This is a genomic window from Marinobacter sp. CH_CUG1437-1, assembly GCF_037029655.1.
Taxonomy (GTDB): domain Bacteria; phylum Pseudomonadota; class Gammaproteobacteria; order Pseudomonadales; family Oleiphilaceae; genus Marinobacter; species Marinobacter salsuginis.
The window spans coordinates 342,097-357,891 of record NZ_JAYMEW010000001.1 but is presented as its reverse complement, the minus strand read 5'-3'; the positions used below and the strand labels follow the sequence as shown (position 1 = coordinate 357,891).

The following is a 15,795-nucleotide window of genomic DNA, read 5'->3' as shown; positions in this document are numbered from 1 at the left end:
CGCACTAAGGTTCCGTCACCCTCTGCCGTTAAACTCCCATACGCAGGGTAACTTTTGATGAATATCAATGGTGTTCATCAGGGGCTACTCTTTTGCGCCTGTTTCATTTTCCTTGGTCAGCTTCGAGTCAGAAGGTCCGTTTATGCGTAAGAATCTCCCGGTAACCCAGCGTGAAATCAAGATGCGAAAAGGCGGGCGGTTGATCAGCACCACGGATTTGAAGGGCGTTATCACATACTGCAATGACGAGTTTGAGGAAATCAGCGGTTTCTCAAGGGAGGAGCTGATCGGTCAGGCCCACAACATCATCCGTCATCCTGACATGCCCCAGGCTGTGTTCAAGGATATGTGGGATTACCTCAAGGCCGGCAAGGCCTGGATGGGTGTGGTCAAGAACCGGGCAAAGAGTGGTGACCACTACTGGGTCAGCGCTTACGTTACGCCGATCCGTGAGAACGGCCAGATGGTGGGCTACGAATCCGTGCGGGTCGAGCCGACCCGCGAGCAGACTGCCCGTGCCGAGCGGCTGTATGCCAAGATCTCTGCCGGAAAGATGACCTCATCGTTCAGCAATCGTGCCTCGTCGATGCTTCGTTCTGGCTGGCCATTCCTGGTTTCTCTGGTTTTGAGCCTGGGAGCGCTTCAGCTCAACCAGCCCTGGCTGGCAGCGGGTTTGATTGTCATCGGTCATGCCCTGGGCTTCGGTCTGGTGTTCAGTTCCCTGGCTGCCCGTTTGCGCAGGCTACTGGATCTTCGCCCCGATGCCTTCCGCGATCCGATTGTCGCCCGCACCTACAGTGACGAGCGGGGGCTGTTCTCACAGGTGTCGCTGATGCTAGTCAGTGAGGAGGCCAGGGTTCGTACTGCACTGGCACGGATTGATGATCAGGCAGAACTGCTCTACGAGCAGGCACGTGCTTCCCACGGCTATATCAGCGATGGCGCAGCGGCGATTGCCCGGCAGCGCGCGGAAACCGACCAGACTGCTTCGGCCATCAACGAAATGACGGCCTCAATCCAGGAAGTGGCGGAGTCGGTAACCAGCAACGCCCGTGAAGCCGAGGAGGCTAATCGTCTGGCGGGTGTGGGTAGCGATCGGAGCGCCGAGGCACTGGTGTCTATTGAGGAGCTGGTAACCCGCGTAAATGGAATTGGTTCGACAATCAGCAAGCTGGGTGAGTCCACCAACAGCATCGGTGAGGCCGCCAACCTGATTTCCGAGATTGCCGAGCAGACCAACCTCCTGGCACTGAACGCGGCTATCGAAGCGGCGCGTGCCGGTGAACAGGGCCGCGGTTTTGCGGTGGTCGCGGATGAAGTGCGCTCACTGGCCCGTCGGACCCGGGAATCCACCGTGCGGATCCAGAATGTGATCGACGACTTCCGCCAGCAGGTGGATTCCGCGGTCCAGGCAACCCGCGACGGCGAAGCCGTGGCAGGTCAGGGGCTTGAGAAAGTGCGGGAGGCGGAGAGCTCCCTGAAGGATATCGTGACCTCGATCGAGACCATTTCCGACAGCTTTATCAGTATGTCTGCGGCCTTTGAAGAGCAGAGTCAGGTGTCGGACGAGATCAATCGCCAGATCACCAACATTGCCGAGTTGGCCGATCACAGTGACGCCCAGGCCGACTCTGCCAAGCAGAGCAGTGACCGGCTCAGCACTATGTCCCGTGGCCTGAAAGACCTGATTAGCAGGTTTATCAGCAAAAACGGCTAGTTAGCTTTATCTTCCTTGCCCCACGCCGGAACCCAGCCGGCTCGGGAGCTCGCCAGCACTGGCATCACAGCGTCAGTGCTGGCAGAATCCCGCCCCAATTGCCGCGGCAAGTCCGTGGCTCGCCCTTTTTAAAGCCATTCCTCAGCTGAAAGCACAGGAACACAACATGACTCAGTCCAACTCGGTTTCGGGCAACGGTTCAGGGGCCACCCGCGGTCTCTGGTCCTCCCGGTTGGCGTTTATTCTGGCGGCAACCGGTTCGGCCGTTGGTCTCGGTAATATCTGGAAGTTTCCCTACGTTACCGGCGAAAACGGTGGTGGCGCCTTTGTACTGGTTTACCTGCTGTGTATCGCCGTAATCGGTATTCCCATCATGATGGCGGAAGTGTTTATCGGCCGGAATGGGCGCCATAACCCCATCACCAGTATGCGTCTGGTGGCCGAGCGCAATCTCAGCGCCCCGGGCTGGCGGATTTCGGCCATCATCGGGATGATTGCGGCCTTCGTGATCCTCTCCTTTTATTCGGTGATTGGTGGCTGGGCTGCGTCCTACGTGGGGCATGCCGCCATGGGTGACTTCACCGGCGGTACCGCAGATTCCATTGGTGAGTTGTTCGGTGGCTTGCTGGCCAGCCCGGGTCAGTTGCTGCTCTGGCACACCGTCTTTATGGCGCTGGTGATCCTTGTGGTTTCCCAGGGGCTGAAAGGCGGTCTTGAGCGGGCCGTTACCATCCTCATGCCGGCCCTGTTTATTCTCCTTCTGTTAGCCGTTGGCTATGCCACCACGACAGGTCATTTTGGCGAGGCCGTCAGCTTCCTGTTCACACCGAATTTCGGCGCTCTGACCTTTAACGGAGTGTTGATTGCCCTTGGCCACGCCTTCTTCACCCTCAGCCTGGGTATGGCCATCATGATGGCCTACGGTTCCTATCTGGGTCGGGATGTGTCCATCGGCCGCACCGCGGTGAGCGTGGCCATCATGGATACCGTCGTCGCGCTCCTGGCCGGCCTGGCCATTTTTCCGGTGGTGTTCGCCAATGGCCTGGAAGCCGGTGCCGGCCCTGGGCTGATCTTCCAGACCCTGCCGCTGGCCTTCGGCAACATGCCGATGGGTGGACTGTTTGGCACCTTGTTTTTCATTCTGCTGCTGTTCGCCGCCTGGACTTCCGGTATCTCCCTGCTGGAGCCGGTGGTTGAGTGGGTCGAGGAAAAGACCAGCCTGGCGCGCACAGGCAGTGCCATCCTGGTTGGTGTGCTTTGCTGGGCGCTGGGGATTGCCTCGATTCTGTCGCTCAATCTCTGGTCCGATGTGGCCCCGCTGGCCATGTTCGAGCGCTTTGAAGGCAAGACCATCTTTGACTTGCTGGACTTCTTCACCGCGAATGTGCTGTTGCCGCTCTCCGGGCTGCTGACGGCGGTGTTTGTGGGCTGGTTCGTAGCGAAGGAATCTCTGAAAACGGATCTGGCCCTGGAGGGCGGAGCCTTTACCCTGTGGTACAACCTTATCCGGTTTGTCACGCCCCTCGCCGTTGCCATCGTGTTTGTCTACAACCTGATGTCCTGACCCGAGGGATCAGCTTTACGGTTGAATGCAACGTGGCAATGAAAAAGCCCGGCAAGTCACACTGCCGGGCTTTTTGTTTTCAGGAGTGCTTTTTACTCTTCGCCTAGCTGCCTGAGTGCCTCCACATGGGGGCGCACCGCCTCGATATCTTCCGCCGGAGCATTGCTCGCGCTCTGCATGGCACCCATCGCACTCTCCATCATGGCGCGCATCTGGGCTTTCTGTTCGGCCGTCATGTGCGGGCTGTTTTCCATCTCGGCCAGTGTGGCCTCCATCTCTCGTCTCGCTGCAGGATTCTGCTCTGCCATTTCGATGGCCATCCAGGCCTGGAAAACACGGTCGCCCGTGGCACCCCAGGATTCCAGGCTGTCGAAGCCGTGATCCTGCACCACGTCTTCCAGGCGGCCATAGGCTTCATGGCCTTTCATCTGCTCCAGGGAGTCCGACACGATCCGGGAGAAATCCGGCATGGTGCTCTCGTTCTGGTTGTCCATCTGACGCTCCAGCTCCTCAAACTCCGGAGCCAGTGTTTGTGCCGCCCGAACGCTTTCGATAAACGAAGCCACTTTCTGGTCGGACAGGGTGTCGGCGTGGCTTTCGGTAGGGAGTAGTGGAAGCAGAAAAAAAACGGCTGTGAGGATAATGCTGTTCAACACCAGCATCGGCTGTCGTTGCGGGTTATGCATGGCTGTTCTCCTTGTGTGGGCTTCCGGTTCCTTTGTCCGGAAGTCCCACGAGATTAGCGCTTACCCGCTTTGTCTGGCAACTGTGCTGTTATGTCAGCTTCAGAACAACAACTCCGGCAGCCAGGTGGCAATTTCCGGGAAGATCATGATCAGGATGATGCCGATGATTTCCACAATCACGAAGGGAATGATCGACTTGTAGATATCCTTCATGGTGATCGACGGCGGCACGATGCCCTTGAGATAGAACAGGTTGAAGCCGAAGGGTGGCGTCATGTAGCCGATTTCCATGTTGATCACGAACAGGATGCCGAACCAGATCGGATCGAAACCGAGGGATTCCACGATCGGCATGAACACCGGCAGGGTGATCAGCATAATACCCACGGGGTCCAGCACCATGGCCAGCAGGAACACAATTACCATCATGGCGATGATGATGCCCCAGGGCCCGCCGGGCACCATGTTCATCAGGCCTTCGATCAGTTCCTGGGCGCCCATGCTCTGGTAGGCTGCGCTGAAGGCATGGGCGGCAAACAGGATCCACATGATCATGCCGGTGAGCTTGAAGGTGCGGATAGCCGCCTCCTTCAGGATGCTCCACTTGAACTGTTTGTAGACGGCCGCTGAGATGAGCGCGCCCAGAACGCCCATGGCAGCGGCTTCGGTCGGGGTGGTGATACCGCCGATAATCGAGCCCAGAACCATGACGACAACGCCGATAGGTAGCAGCACGGCTCGCAGAGCCCGCAATTTCTCTGGCCAGGTGCCTCGCTCTTCCTTGGGCAGCGCCGGCGCCAGGTCCGGCTGCAGGTGGCAACGCACAAGGATGTAGATGGCGGTCAGCACCATCAGCAGAATGCCCGGCATAATGCCGGCAGCAAACATCTGGCCGACGGAAACGCCGGTGATCAGCGCGTACAGGATCATCAGGATACTGGGCGGAATCAATATGCCCCAGCCACCGCCGGTATTGATCACGCCCAGGGCCATGTTTTTGTCATAGCCCCGTTCCAGCATCGACGGCAGGGCGATGGTGCCCATGGCCACCACTGCAGCACCGCTGATGCCCACCATGGCAGCAAACACCGCACAGATCCCAAGAGTGCCCAGAGCCAATCCGCCTCTAAGGCCACCGCACCAGAGATGCATCATCCGGTAAAGATCCCGGGCGACACCGGTACGCTCCAGAATCATGGCCATGAAGACGAACAGAGGGATGGCAACCAGGGTGAAGCTTTCCATGGTGCCCCAGATCTGCGAGGCCACCATATAGAAAGAGTCGAAGCCCCAGGTGAAATACAAGAACACCACCGATACGCCACCGAGAACAAATGCCAGCGGCAGGCCTAGCAGCAGGAAAAACAGCAGCGAACCGAAAAACAGGAGAGTCAGGGCTTCAATGCTCACAGCTGATCTCCTTCAGACTCGGCTTCTTCGGGCGTGTAGTAATCCAGGTTAAAGGCCACGGCGATGTCTTCAAGCAGTTTGACCAGTCCCTGCAGAACCAGCAGAGCGGTGCCGACGGGAATGGCCAGCTTCACCGGCCAGATGGGGGGATTCCACGCCGAATAGGAGGTTTCCCAGCTGGACATGGATTCCTGCGCCATGTCGATCCCGAACCACAGCAGGGCAAGCGTGAAAATGAAAAAGACCAGGGAGGTAACGATGTCCAGGGCCGCGCGCTTGCGGGGCTTCAGGTGCGAATGCAACAGATCCACATTTACGTGGCCCCGATGGGCCATGATGTAGCCGCCGGACATCACCGCGTAGATGCCGAAAAGCATCTGGGTCAGCTCGTTGGTCCAGACCGTGGGGGAGTTGAGCAGATAACGGAATCCAACTTCCAGAAGCAGGAACACGAACATCGCGAAAATGAGGAGGGCCACCCACCGGCCGATAAAATCATTGAGACGGGTAACCCCCCTCATGAATGCGGCGATCATCACACTCACGGCAATCTCCCACGGGATGCTGGTTTGGTTCGGGGAAAGAAAGGCCGGAGTCGAAGACCCCGGCCCTGGTCAGAACACTGGTCGATCAGAGATAGCCGAGGTCGGCCAGGTAACCTTTCAGCATGTCGAGTGCCTTCTTGGCGTTCTCGCTGCGCTTGCCTTCCTCATCCCACATGGCCTGGGCCGTGGCGACCAGTTTGTCCTGAACTTCGTCCGGCAGAACATTCAGTTGCACACCCTGCTCTTCGATAGCCTTGGCCAGGGTGATGCGCTCTTTGTACTGGTATTCGTTGGTGCGGATCCAGAACTGCTCGTTGAGGGCGTCCTTGACGATCTTCTGCATGTCTTCCGGCAGCTTGTCCAGAGCCTTCTGGCTGACGATGATCACGTCGGTGCCGGCAATGTTCAGGGCAGGCTGAACGTGGTGTTTGGCCACTTCATACAGGCCCATGCTATAGGCGCCCTGTGCCGCACCCCAGTGGGCACCGTCGACAATGCCGGAATCCAGTGCCGAGTAGAGTTCACTGCCGGGAATGTAGGATGCCGCGGCGCCAGCCTCGGTCAGGAAGGTTTGCAGAGCGCCGGAGGAGCGGATCTTCAGGCTGTTGAAGTCTTCCACGCTTTCAATGGGTTCCTTGACCACCATTTCGGTCGGGTAGACCTTGTCGGTCGCCCAGTAAACGCCGTGCTCTGCGGCTTCGTCACGGAGCATCTGCTCGAACCCCAGGTTCTGGTGGAAATAGGCGGCTTCCCAGACATTACGGAACGCGAACGGCAGACCGGAGGCAATGCCCGCGAGTGAGACCTTGTCCTGGGCATAGGCCGGGGAAATGGTGCCCATTTCCAGGATGCCACGACTCACCGCGTTGAAGGTGTCCGTGGCCTTGAACAGTGCGCCGGCCTCGTAAAGTTGCAGTTTCAGGCGGCCATCGGTGCGCTCTTCGAGCACTCGTTTGATGCGGCCAAGGCTGTCAGTGTAGGAGCTGCTGGATCCGGGCCAATGGGACTGAACCTTCCAGGTGAAGGTGTCCTGGGCCGCAGCGGGTGCTGCCGAGAGCGCGGCGGTAATACCGAGGGTAAAGGCTGACGCATACACCGTCAGAGTCTTGCGAGCAGTAGCAAAGAGTTTCATGAGCTTGCCTCGTTGATTGTTGTAGTGGCTTTGCCTTGTTTCACTGTGCAGAACTCACAACTGCAGGGTGAATTGTATTCTCTGAATCTATCACATCATTCGGGCTTTGCAATAGGATGTTTGTCGTTCCGATTTGCAGCTGCGCGTGGTCGAAGAGTAGCTCAAAAGAACCGTTTTCACCGTCGCGGACCTGCGACATCAGCGCCTGACGCCTGATCATGGAAGGCTGTAAGCGGCTTTGATAGCCAAAAAGTTCCGCCCGCTACTCGTTGCACTTTTCATTTTTCGTCGATCTTTCTCTATTGTGTTTTGCTAGATGAAACAACCTTTCAAATATATTGACTCAAAACCGTAAGGCGTGACAAATTACAAAAACAACAGAACTACAAAGACAACATTAGCCGCCTGGCCCATCTGGAATGAATGTCTGATGAATGAGGAAAGCCGCCACATTACCCACGGGCAGGATCTGCCCGGTTTTCACAGTCTGCTTGGCTACCGTCAGGCGTCCTGGGAGGAAAATGAAGCGGTCGTCGAGCTTGAGCTTCGGCCCGTGCATCTGAATCTTGGCGGCGTTATCCATGGTGGTGTGCTGACGTCGCTGTTGGACATAGCCATGGCACAGGCCGGAACCTACTGTCCCTTTCCGGGCCGGATGCGCAAGGCAGTCACCCTGTCGCTTACCACCACGTTTACCGGCCAGTGTTCCGAGGGAGTGATTCGGGTAACCGGCAGAAAACGCGCCGGGGGGCGCCGGATCTTCAACAGCACCGGCGAAGTGCATGACGACAAAGGCAACCTGCTGGCCATTGGCGAGGGCACCTTTCGTATCCGCTCTGGCAGCGACAAGCCAGAGGGTGTTCCGATCTGACGGCCGGCCTGGCAGCTCGATGGCCGAAGAACCAATACCAACAAGAGGAAGCGGACATGTTCGATCTGTCTGATAAAGCGAAAGCGCTACAGTCGCAGCTCAGGGCCTTCATGGATGAGCACATCTATCCCAACGAGCACCTGCATCACGAGCAGATCGCGCAGGCCGAGAACCGCTGGGCTCCGGTTCCGATCATCGAAGAACTGAAAGCGAAAGCAAAGGCCGAGGGCCTCTGGAACCTTTTTCTCCCCGAAAGCGACTACGGTGCCGGGCTGAGCAATTACGAATACGCCCATCTGTGCGAAATCATGGGCCGCTCGGAGATGGCACCGGAAGTGTTCAACTGTTCCGCACCTGATACCGGCAACATGGAAACCATTGCCCGCTTTGGCAACGCCGAACAGCAGGAGCAGTGGCTCAAGCCGCTGCTTGCCGGGGAAATCCGATCCTGCTTCTCGATGACCGAGCCCGATGTGGCTTCCTCCGACGCCACCAACATCGCCTGTGAAATCCGCCGCGAGGGTGATGAGTATGTGATCAATGGCCGGAAGTGGTGGTCCTCCGGCGCCATGACTACGACATCGAAAATTGCCATCGTTATGGGCAAGACCGACCCCACCGCCGAGAAACACAAACAGCAGTCGATGATTCTTGTGCCACTGGATACGCCGGGTGTGAAGATGATCCGACCGCTGACCGTGTTCGGTTACGACCATGCGCCTCACGGTCACGCCGAGATTCACTACGACAACGTGCGGGTACCGGCCAGCAATATTCTGCTCGGTGAGGGCCGGGGCTTTGAGATTGCACAGGGCCGGCTCGGGCCGGGCCGGATCCACCACTGCATGCGCACCATCGGTGTTGCCGAACGGGCCCTGGAGTTGATGTGTCGTCGTGCCGGCGAGCGAGAGGCCTTCGGCAAGCCGCTGTCGAGTTTCGATTCCATCCGCAAGGACATCGCCCGCAGCCGCATCGAAATCGAGCAGGCGCGCCTGATGACACTCAAGGCGGCGCACATGATGGATACCGTGGGCAACAAGGTGGCGCGCCAGGAGATCGCCATGATCAAGGTGATCGCACCGAGTATGGCGCTGAAGGTACTCGACCGGGCGATCCAGGTTCACGGCGGTGCCGGAGTCAGCCAGGATACCTTCCTCGCTTCAGCCTGGGCCAAGGTACGGACCCTGCGACTGGCGGACGGCCCGGATGAGGTGCATCTGGACTCCGTGGCCAAGATGGAACTTCGTCAGTATCGCTGATTCACCGGCAAGAGGATTGAACCATGACCAATTCGCTGTTTGATATGGCCGGCAAGGTCGCTGTCATTACCGGCTCAACCAAGGGCATTGGCCGCGCTATCGCCGAGGAAATGGCACGTCTCGGCGCCCGGGTGGTGATTTCCAGCCGCAAGGCGGACGCCTGCGAGCAGGTGGCTGCCGAACTGAAAGCGCAGGGCTTCGAAGCCATGGCCGTGCCCTGCCATGTGGGCCGGAAAGACGATTTGCAGAATCTGGTCGACCGGACCAACGAAGCCTGGGGCCCGATCGACGTGCTGGTGTGCAACGCGGCCACGAACCCCGTTTACGGCACCACGGCGGAGATGAGCGATGAGGCCTGGGACAAGATCATGGACACCAACGTGAAGGGCACCTTCTGGCTCACCAACATGGTCCTGCCCCAGATGGCGGAGAAGGGTGAAGGGGCGGTGGTTCTGCTGTCCAGCATTGCCGGCCTTCGGGGAAACACCACCATCGGAACCTACGGGGTGTCGAAAGCCGCCGAGGCGGCCCTGGCCCGCAACCTGGCGGTGGAGTGGGGGCCAAAAGGGATCCGCGTTAACAGCATCGCCCCGGGCCTGATCAAGACCGACTTCGCCAAGGCCCTCTGGGAAGATCCGGTTCGGGTGAAGCGGGCGGAGGACAAGACCCCGCTGCGCCGGATCGGTGATCCGGTCGATATCGCCGGCCTGGCCGTGTTCCTGTCCACCAGGGCGAGTGCGTACATCACCGGCCAGGTTATCGTTGCCGACGGTGGCGAGACCATTTGCTAACGGACTCTATAGAGACGCTATGACAACAGCACCAGAGCTGGTAGACGTTTTACCGGCACACAGGTTTGACGAGGAGCGGCTGCTGGCCTGGCTTCAGGCAGAACTGCCCGAGGTGGGTGAGCGGCTGGACGTTCGGCAGTTCCAGGGTGGACAGTCCAACCCGACGTTCCTGCTGGATACCGATGGCGGGCAATACGTCCTGCGCAAGAAGCCGCCCGGGAAAACCCTTCCCTCGGCCCATATGGTGGAGCGCGAATACCGGGTTATGAAGGCCTTGGCAGACCACACCGGGGTCCCGGTTCCCAGGGTGAGGGTGCTGTGCGAAGACAGCGCCGTTATTGGGACACCGTTCTATGTCATGGACTTTCTGCACGGCCGGATCATCAGTCATTCGGCATTGCCTGACCTGGTCCGGGAGGACCGCCTGCTGGCCCACCGCTCGGCCGTCGATACGCTGGCGACCCTGCACTCGGTGGACGTGAACGCGATCGGCCTCGGAGATTACGGCCGTCCGGAAGGTTACGTGGCACGACAGGTAGCCCGGTGGAGCAAGCAGTATCTGGCTTCGAAGACGGACGAGCTGCCCGCCATGGACAAGCTCATGGCCTGGTTGCCGGAGAATATTCCGGCCGCGGACGAAACCGCCATCGCCCACGGCGACTACCGGTTCGGCAACCTCATGCTGGCGCCGGACAAGCCCGAGGTGATCGGGATCCTCGATTGGGAGCTGTCGACGCTGGGCCATCCGCTGGCGGATCTGGCCTACTTCTGCCTGCCGTACTATCTGCCCTCCGATATGGAAGGCATGCGCGGTTTGCAGGGAGAGGATCTGGAGGCATTGGGTATTCCCGATGAACAGACGACGATCGCCCGCTACTGCGCGCAGACCGGGCGCGACGGTATTGATGACTGGCACGTGTTCCTGGCGTTTTCCCTGTTTCGGCTGGCTGCGATCCTGCAGGGGGTCTACAAGCGGGCGCTGGACGGTAACGCCGCCAATGCCAACGCGCTGAATGTCGGCAGGCGGGCCAGCCTGTTGGCGGACATCGGCTGGCAGATTGCCAGCGAGCACCAATGAATAATAGCTGGCTGCACCTGTGGCCGACTGACTGAACCCTGGAGAGCAACACGCATGTTCACACGCCATTTCAAGGTCTGGCCCCGAGAACTGCCCAAGACCATGACCCTGCCGGAAACCAGTGTTTTCAGGAACCTGGAAATATCTGCGCTCCGCTACCCGGACCATAACGCGATCATCTTCTACGATGCGCCCCTTACCTACCGACGTCTTCTGTCGGAAGTGGAAACCATGGCGGGCTACCTGCAGTCACAGGGCGTCGGGAAGGGGGATCGGGTGCTGCTCTACATGCAGAACTCGCCGCAGTACGTGATCGCCTACTACGCCATCCTGAGGGCAGGCGCCGTGGTGATTCCGGTCAATCCGATGAACCGTGCCGCCGAGCTCGAGCATTTTATTGCCGACACGGGAGCCTCAATCTGCCTGGCCGGCCAGGAGCTGGCGGACTTCATCATTCCTCTGTTGCCGGAAACGGATCTGAAGCAGGTTGTGGTGGCCTCCTACAGCAGCTACATCAAACCGGATACCGATCTCGATCTTCCGGCGGAAGTTGCGGCCCCGGTCTGGTCCCGGGGTGTACGGGGTGTGGTGACCTGGGAGGCTGCCCTGGCGGCCGGGTACGAGCCGTCAGCCCACACGGCTGGACCTGCCGATCTGGCCGTCATCCCCTACAGCTCGGGTACGACCGGTGCGCCCAAGGGCTGTATGCATACCCATCGCTCGGTCATGGCAACGGCGATGCACCGTGCCTTCTGGAACCTGAGCACACCGGATACGGTGCAACTGTCCACACTGCCGTTCTTCCATGTAACCGGCATGACTGGCTCCATGAACAGTCCCATCTACAGCGGTTCGACGTCGGTGATCATGACACGCTGGGACCGCACTACGGCTGCCCGTCTGATCGAGCGCTACCGGGTGACCGGCTGGACCAACATCGTGACCATGGCGGTGGACTTCCTGTCGAATCCGGACATTGGCCAGTACGACCTCAGCAGCCTGAATACCATCGGCGGGGGAGGGGCGGCCATGCCGGCGGCGGTGGCGGAAAAGCTGAAAACCATGACTGGGCTGGATTATATCGAGGGCTACGGCCTGTCCGAGACCATGGCCGCTACGCACATTAACCCGGTCAAGCAACCCAAGGCCCAGTGCCTGGGTATCCCTGTTTTCGATGTGGACAGCCGGATAATCGATGTGGATACCCTGGAGGAAAAGGGCCCCGGTGAAACCGGTGAAATTGTATCGTCTGGCCCGCAGGTCACCATCGGGTACTGGAACCGGCCGGCGGAAACCGAAGCCGCGTTCGTGGAGATCGACGGCAAGCGTTTCTTCCGTACCGGGGATCTCGGCTACTACGACGAGGACGGCTATTTCTTCATGGTGGATCGGGTCAAGCGCATGATCAACGCGTCCGGTTTCAAGGTCTGGCCCTCCGAGGTGGAGGGTCTGATGTACCGGCACCCGGCCATCCACGAAGTCTGCATCATCTCTGCACCAGACCCGAAACGGGGTGAAACGGTCAAGGCCTGCATTGTCCTGACATCCGAGGCGGAGGGAAAAACCTCGGCAGAAGACATCATCAACTGGTGCCGTGAGCAGATGGCGGCCTACAAGATACCGACCATTGTGGAGTTTGTGGAGGCACTGCCGAAATCCCCTACTGGCAAGCTGATGTGGCGGGCCCTGCAGGAAGAGGAATGGAAGCAGAATGCCTGAACAGGCGGAGAGTCGAGCCTCGTTCGGGCTCCCGCCGATCCGGGCCCGTCAGGCAACATACATCATCAGAGTCTCTGCCACACAGGCAGGCCTGTCTTCACCCCGGATCTCAATAGTGGTCTTGTAGGTGGCTAGCTGGCGCTGATCATCCACCTGATCAACAGAGAGTAGTTCCACGCGGGTACGAATGTCCGAGCCGACTTTCACCGCCGATGGGAAGCGCAGCCGGTTCAATCCGTAATTGATGGTGGCGGACGGCCCGGTCACCCGGAGCGCTTGGGGGTTCAGTTTCGAGATGAGCGAGACCGTGAGATAGCCATGGGCGATGGGGCTTTTCCAGGGTGATTCGCGCCTGGCCCGCTCCACATCAATGTGAATCCATTGATGATCACCGGTCACATCGGCAAAGGCATTGACCATCTCCTGGGTGATGGTGAGCCAGGGGCTGTGGCTCTCCAGTTGCCCCGCCAGACCTGCCAGTTCCGTAAGATTTATCTCTTTCATGAGCGCTCCCTGGTGATAACCGTTGTCCGCCTCCGGATTAAAAAAGGGGTGGTCTGGCGACCACCCCTCAAAAAGGCCTCAAAATGACAAGGCCCCAGGCTCACTGATGAGGGGATTCTAGCTTGCCTGTAAAAGAGTGGCGTAAGCCTCCAGATGGAAGTCGTCATCGCCGAGCTGATGATTGATCATCACCAGGCGCTTGGCGTAGTGGGCGAAGTTGTACTCCCAGGTCATGCCGATACCGCCGTGGGATTGGACGCCCTGTTCGGAGATGAACTGGCCGCTGCGGCCGATCACGTTCTTGGCGGCGGCCAGGATTCGACGGCGCTCGTCGCTCTGGGGCTCGTCGGCCACGCTAGCCGCCAGGATGGCCATGGAGCGGGCCTGTTCCAGCTCGGACATCATGTCCACCATCCGGTGCTGAAGCACCTGGAATTTGCCGATGGGCACGCCGAACTGCTTGCGCTGCTTCAGGTATTCCAGAGTCAGGTCACAGGCCACTTCCATGGCGCCTACGGCTTCGCCGCACAGGGCGGAAATGGCGCGTCCGGTTTGGTATTCAATCACTTCGGCAGCTTTGCCTTCCTCGCCGAGCAGGGCTTCGGGACCCAGCTGAACGTTGTTCAGGAACAGGTCACAGCCTTTGGAACCGTCAATCGTCGGATAAGTCCGGCGCTCGAGGCCTTCGGCGTCAGCCGGAATCAGGAACAGGCTGATGCCATCTGCATCGCGGCTGTCACCGGAAGTTCGGGCAGATACCACCAGCACGTCGGCACAATGCCCGCCGATCACGACCGCCTTGCGACCATTCAGCAGGTAACCGTCACCGGACTTCTCGGCGCGGGTTTCCACATCGTTCAGGTTGTAAAAGCTCTGGGCCTCCTGAAGTCCAACAGCAGCGCGAAGCTCACCGCTGGCAATGCCGCCAAGCCACCGTTCCTGTTGTTCGCTGTTGCCGGCCTGGCTGATCAGCCCGCCGCCCAGAACCACCGATTGTAGATAGGGCTCAACGCAAAGGCCGCGGCCCAACTCGGTCATCACGCTCTGTACTTCAACACCGGTTCCGCCAAAGCCCCCCAGCTCTTCCGGGAAGGGCACGGCGGTCAGGCCCAGCTCACCCAGCTGTTTCCAGAAATCGGCGCTGAAGCCTAGCTCCGATTCGCTGAACTCCAGGCGCTTTTCAAAACTGTATTCACCGCGTACCAGGCGGGCCACGGTGTCCTGCAGCATCTGCTGCTCTTCATTCAGTCGGAAATCCATGGTCGCCTCCTTAAAGCCCGAGAATCATTTTCGACACGATGTTCTTCTGGATCTCGTTGGATCCGCCGAAAATCGACAGCTTGCGGTTGTTAAAGTACTGGGGAGTAATCGGGGCGGCGTTTTCGTCCGACAGGAAGTCGCCCTCGTAATCCAGGTCCAGTTCCTCTTCCACGAAGGGAATGGCGTAGGGGCCAATGGCCCGGCGAGCCAGATCGTTAATGGTCTGGCGAATCTCGGTGCCGCGGACTTTCAGCATGGAGCTTTCCGCTCCCGGCATGCCGCCGCCCTCCACGGACGCGATGATCCGCAGGTTGCTGATTCCCGCAGCCATCAGGTCAATCTCAACCTGGGCAATGCGCTGGCTGAATGAAGGATCCTCAATCAGCGGGCGACCATTTTTGATCCGGCGGGTTGCCAGCTCCTTCAGGTGCTGCAGCGCAGCCTTGGAAATGCCAATGCCGGCCAGGCCGGTTCGCTCGTATGTGAGCAGGTACTTGGCGTAGGTCCAGCCCTTGTCTTCCTCGCCCACCAGGTTTTCTGCAGGAACCTTCACGTCCTCGAAGAACACTTCGTTGACTTCGTGCTCGCCGTCCAGAGTGATGATCGGGCGCACGGTAATGCCCGGGGTGTTCATGTCGATCAGCAGGAAGGAGATGCCCTCCTGGGCCTTCACTTCGGTGTTTGTGCGAACGAGGCAGAAAATCATGTTGGCGTGCTGGCCCAGAGTGGTCCAGGTTTTCTGGCCATTCACAATGTAGTGGTCGCCCTCGCGCACGGCCCGGGTCTTGAGTGAGGCCAGGTCCGAACCGGCGCCCGGCTCGGAGTAGCCCTGACACCACCAGTCTTCGCCGCTGAGGATTCTTGGCAGGTACCTCTGCTTCTGCTCTTCGGTTCCAAACTTGATAATCACCGGCGCCACCATGTTGACGCCGAAAGGCACGGAACGGGGCGCCCCATAACGAGAGGATTCCTCATCCCAGATGTGCTTCTGAACCGGGCTCCAATTTACACCGCCGTATTCTTCCGGCCAGTGAGTGGCGTACCAGCCCTGCTCGCTGAGTATTTTCTGCCAGCGCTGGTGGTCCTCCTTGGACAGCCGGCGGAACCCTTTTACCTTGGCGGAGATATCCCCCGGCAGCTTTTCATCCAGGAACGCGCGGACCTCATCACGGAAGGCGAGCTCCTCGGTAGTGTAATTCAAGTTCATGAATAGCCTCTCTTGCTTCAAAGCGAAAACATATACCGCGTGGCAGAATATC

The 15,795-nt window shown here is 59.2% G+C and carries 14 protein-coding genes; 7 read left to right on the top strand and 7 right to left on the bottom strand.

The features are described 5' to 3' along the window. Nucleotides 1-142: 142 nt before the first annotated feature. Both WA411_RS01660 and WA411_RS01655 read left to right on the top strand, forming a co-directional pair. Complete coding sequence (locus tag WA411_RS01660) at nucleotides 143-1,717, top strand: methyl-accepting chemotaxis protein (protein ID WP_291905307.1); 1,575 nt, start codon at nucleotides 143-145, stop codon at nucleotides 1,715-1,717. A 166-nt stretch (nucleotides 1,718-1,883) separates the two neighbouring features. After that, nucleotides 1,884-3,281, top strand: a complete 1,398-nt coding sequence (locus WA411_RS01655; protein ID WP_209399276.1) for a sodium-dependent transporter — start codon at nucleotides 1,884-1,886, stop codon at nucleotides 3,279-3,281. 92 nt (nucleotides 3,282-3,373) lie between these two features. Here the strand turns inward: WA411_RS01655 and WA411_RS01650 are convergent, their stop codons facing one another. From WA411_RS01650 to dctP, 4 genes are all read right to left on the bottom strand, one after another. Next, nucleotides 3,374-3,967 carry a hypothetical protein gene (locus WA411_RS01650; RefSeq protein ID WP_291905310.1) on the bottom strand — a complete coding sequence of 198 codons (594 nt, stop codon included), beginning with the start codon at nucleotides 3,965-3,967 and terminating at the stop codon, nucleotides 3,374-3,376. Nucleotides 3,968-4,066: 99 nt separating this feature from the next. Continuing rightward, nucleotides 4,067-5,377, bottom strand: coding sequence for a TRAP transporter large permease (locus WA411_RS01645; RefSeq protein WP_153634248.1), 1,311 nt, complete (start codon nucleotides 5,375-5,377; stop codon nucleotides 4,067-4,069). Continuing rightward, nucleotides 5,374-5,913, bottom strand: a complete 540-nt coding sequence (locus WA411_RS01640; protein ID WP_153634439.1) for a TRAP transporter small permease subunit — start codon at nucleotides 5,911-5,913, stop codon at nucleotides 5,374-5,376. The genes WA411_RS01645 and WA411_RS01640 overlap by 4 nt, the downstream gene beginning before the upstream one ends. A gap of 94 nt (nucleotides 5,914-6,007) precedes the next feature. Further along, nucleotides 6,008-7,054: a TRAP transporter substrate-binding protein DctP gene (gene dctP / locus WA411_RS01635; protein WP_069182587.1), complete on the bottom strand. Its 1,047-nt coding sequence runs from the start codon at nucleotides 7,052-7,054 to the stop codon at nucleotides 6,008-6,010. A 430-nt stretch (nucleotides 7,055-7,484) separates the two neighbouring features. On the opposite strand from dctP, the gene WA411_RS01630 reads away from it, so the two are divergent. The 5 genes from WA411_RS01630 to WA411_RS01610 are packed head-to-tail and all read left to right on the top strand — an operon-like array spanning nucleotide 7,485 to nucleotide 12,772. Next, nucleotides 7,485-7,925 carry a PaaI family thioesterase gene (locus tag WA411_RS01630; protein WP_291905313.1) on the top strand — a complete coding sequence of 147 codons (441 nt, stop codon included), beginning with the start codon at nucleotides 7,485-7,487 and terminating at the stop codon, nucleotides 7,923-7,925. Between the two features lie 56 nt (nucleotides 7,926-7,981). After that, nucleotides 7,982-9,184, top strand: coding sequence for an acyl-CoA dehydrogenase family protein (locus tag WA411_RS01625; protein ID WP_291905316.1), 1,203 nt, complete (start codon nucleotides 7,982-7,984; stop codon nucleotides 9,182-9,184). A gap of 23 nt (nucleotides 9,185-9,207) precedes the next feature. Further along, the gene (locus WA411_RS01620; protein WP_291905319.1) at nucleotides 9,208-9,975 is read left to right on the top strand and encodes an SDR family NAD(P)-dependent oxidoreductase; all 768 of its coding nucleotides are present in this window, start codon (nucleotides 9,208-9,210) and stop codon (nucleotides 9,973-9,975) included. Between the two features lie 19 nt (nucleotides 9,976-9,994). After that, complete coding sequence (locus WA411_RS01615; RefSeq protein ID WP_291905322.1) at nucleotides 9,995-11,053, top strand: phosphotransferase; 1,059 nt, start codon at nucleotides 9,995-9,997, stop codon at nucleotides 11,051-11,053. Nucleotides 11,054-11,107: 54 nt separating this feature from the next. Next, the gene (locus tag WA411_RS01610; RefSeq protein ID WP_291905325.1) at nucleotides 11,108-12,772 is read left to right on the top strand and encodes a long-chain fatty acid--CoA ligase; all 1,665 of its coding nucleotides are present in this window, start codon (nucleotides 11,108-11,110) and stop codon (nucleotides 12,770-12,772) included. Nucleotides 12,773-12,820: 48 nt separating this feature from the next. Here WA411_RS01610 and WA411_RS01605 read toward each other — a convergent pair whose 3' ends face one another. The 3 genes from WA411_RS01605 to WA411_RS01595 form a co-directional block, all read right to left on the bottom strand. Beyond that, entirely contained in the window at nucleotides 12,821-13,276 is a 456-nt protein-coding gene (locus tag WA411_RS01605) for a MaoC family dehydratase (protein ID WP_291905328.1), read from the bottom strand. A gap of 117 nt (nucleotides 13,277-13,393) precedes the next feature. Beyond that, nucleotides 13,394-14,536 carry an acyl-CoA dehydrogenase family protein gene (locus tag WA411_RS01600; protein WP_153634252.1) on the bottom strand — a complete coding sequence of 381 codons (1,143 nt, stop codon included), beginning with the start codon at nucleotides 14,534-14,536 and terminating at the stop codon, nucleotides 13,394-13,396. A 10-nt stretch (nucleotides 14,537-14,546) separates the two neighbouring features. After that, the gene (locus WA411_RS01595) at nucleotides 14,547-15,743 is read right to left on the bottom strand and encodes an acyl-CoA dehydrogenase family protein (RefSeq protein WP_291905330.1); all 1,197 of its coding nucleotides are present in this window, start codon (nucleotides 15,741-15,743) and stop codon (nucleotides 14,547-14,549) included. Nucleotides 15,744-15,795: the final 52 nt, after the last annotated feature.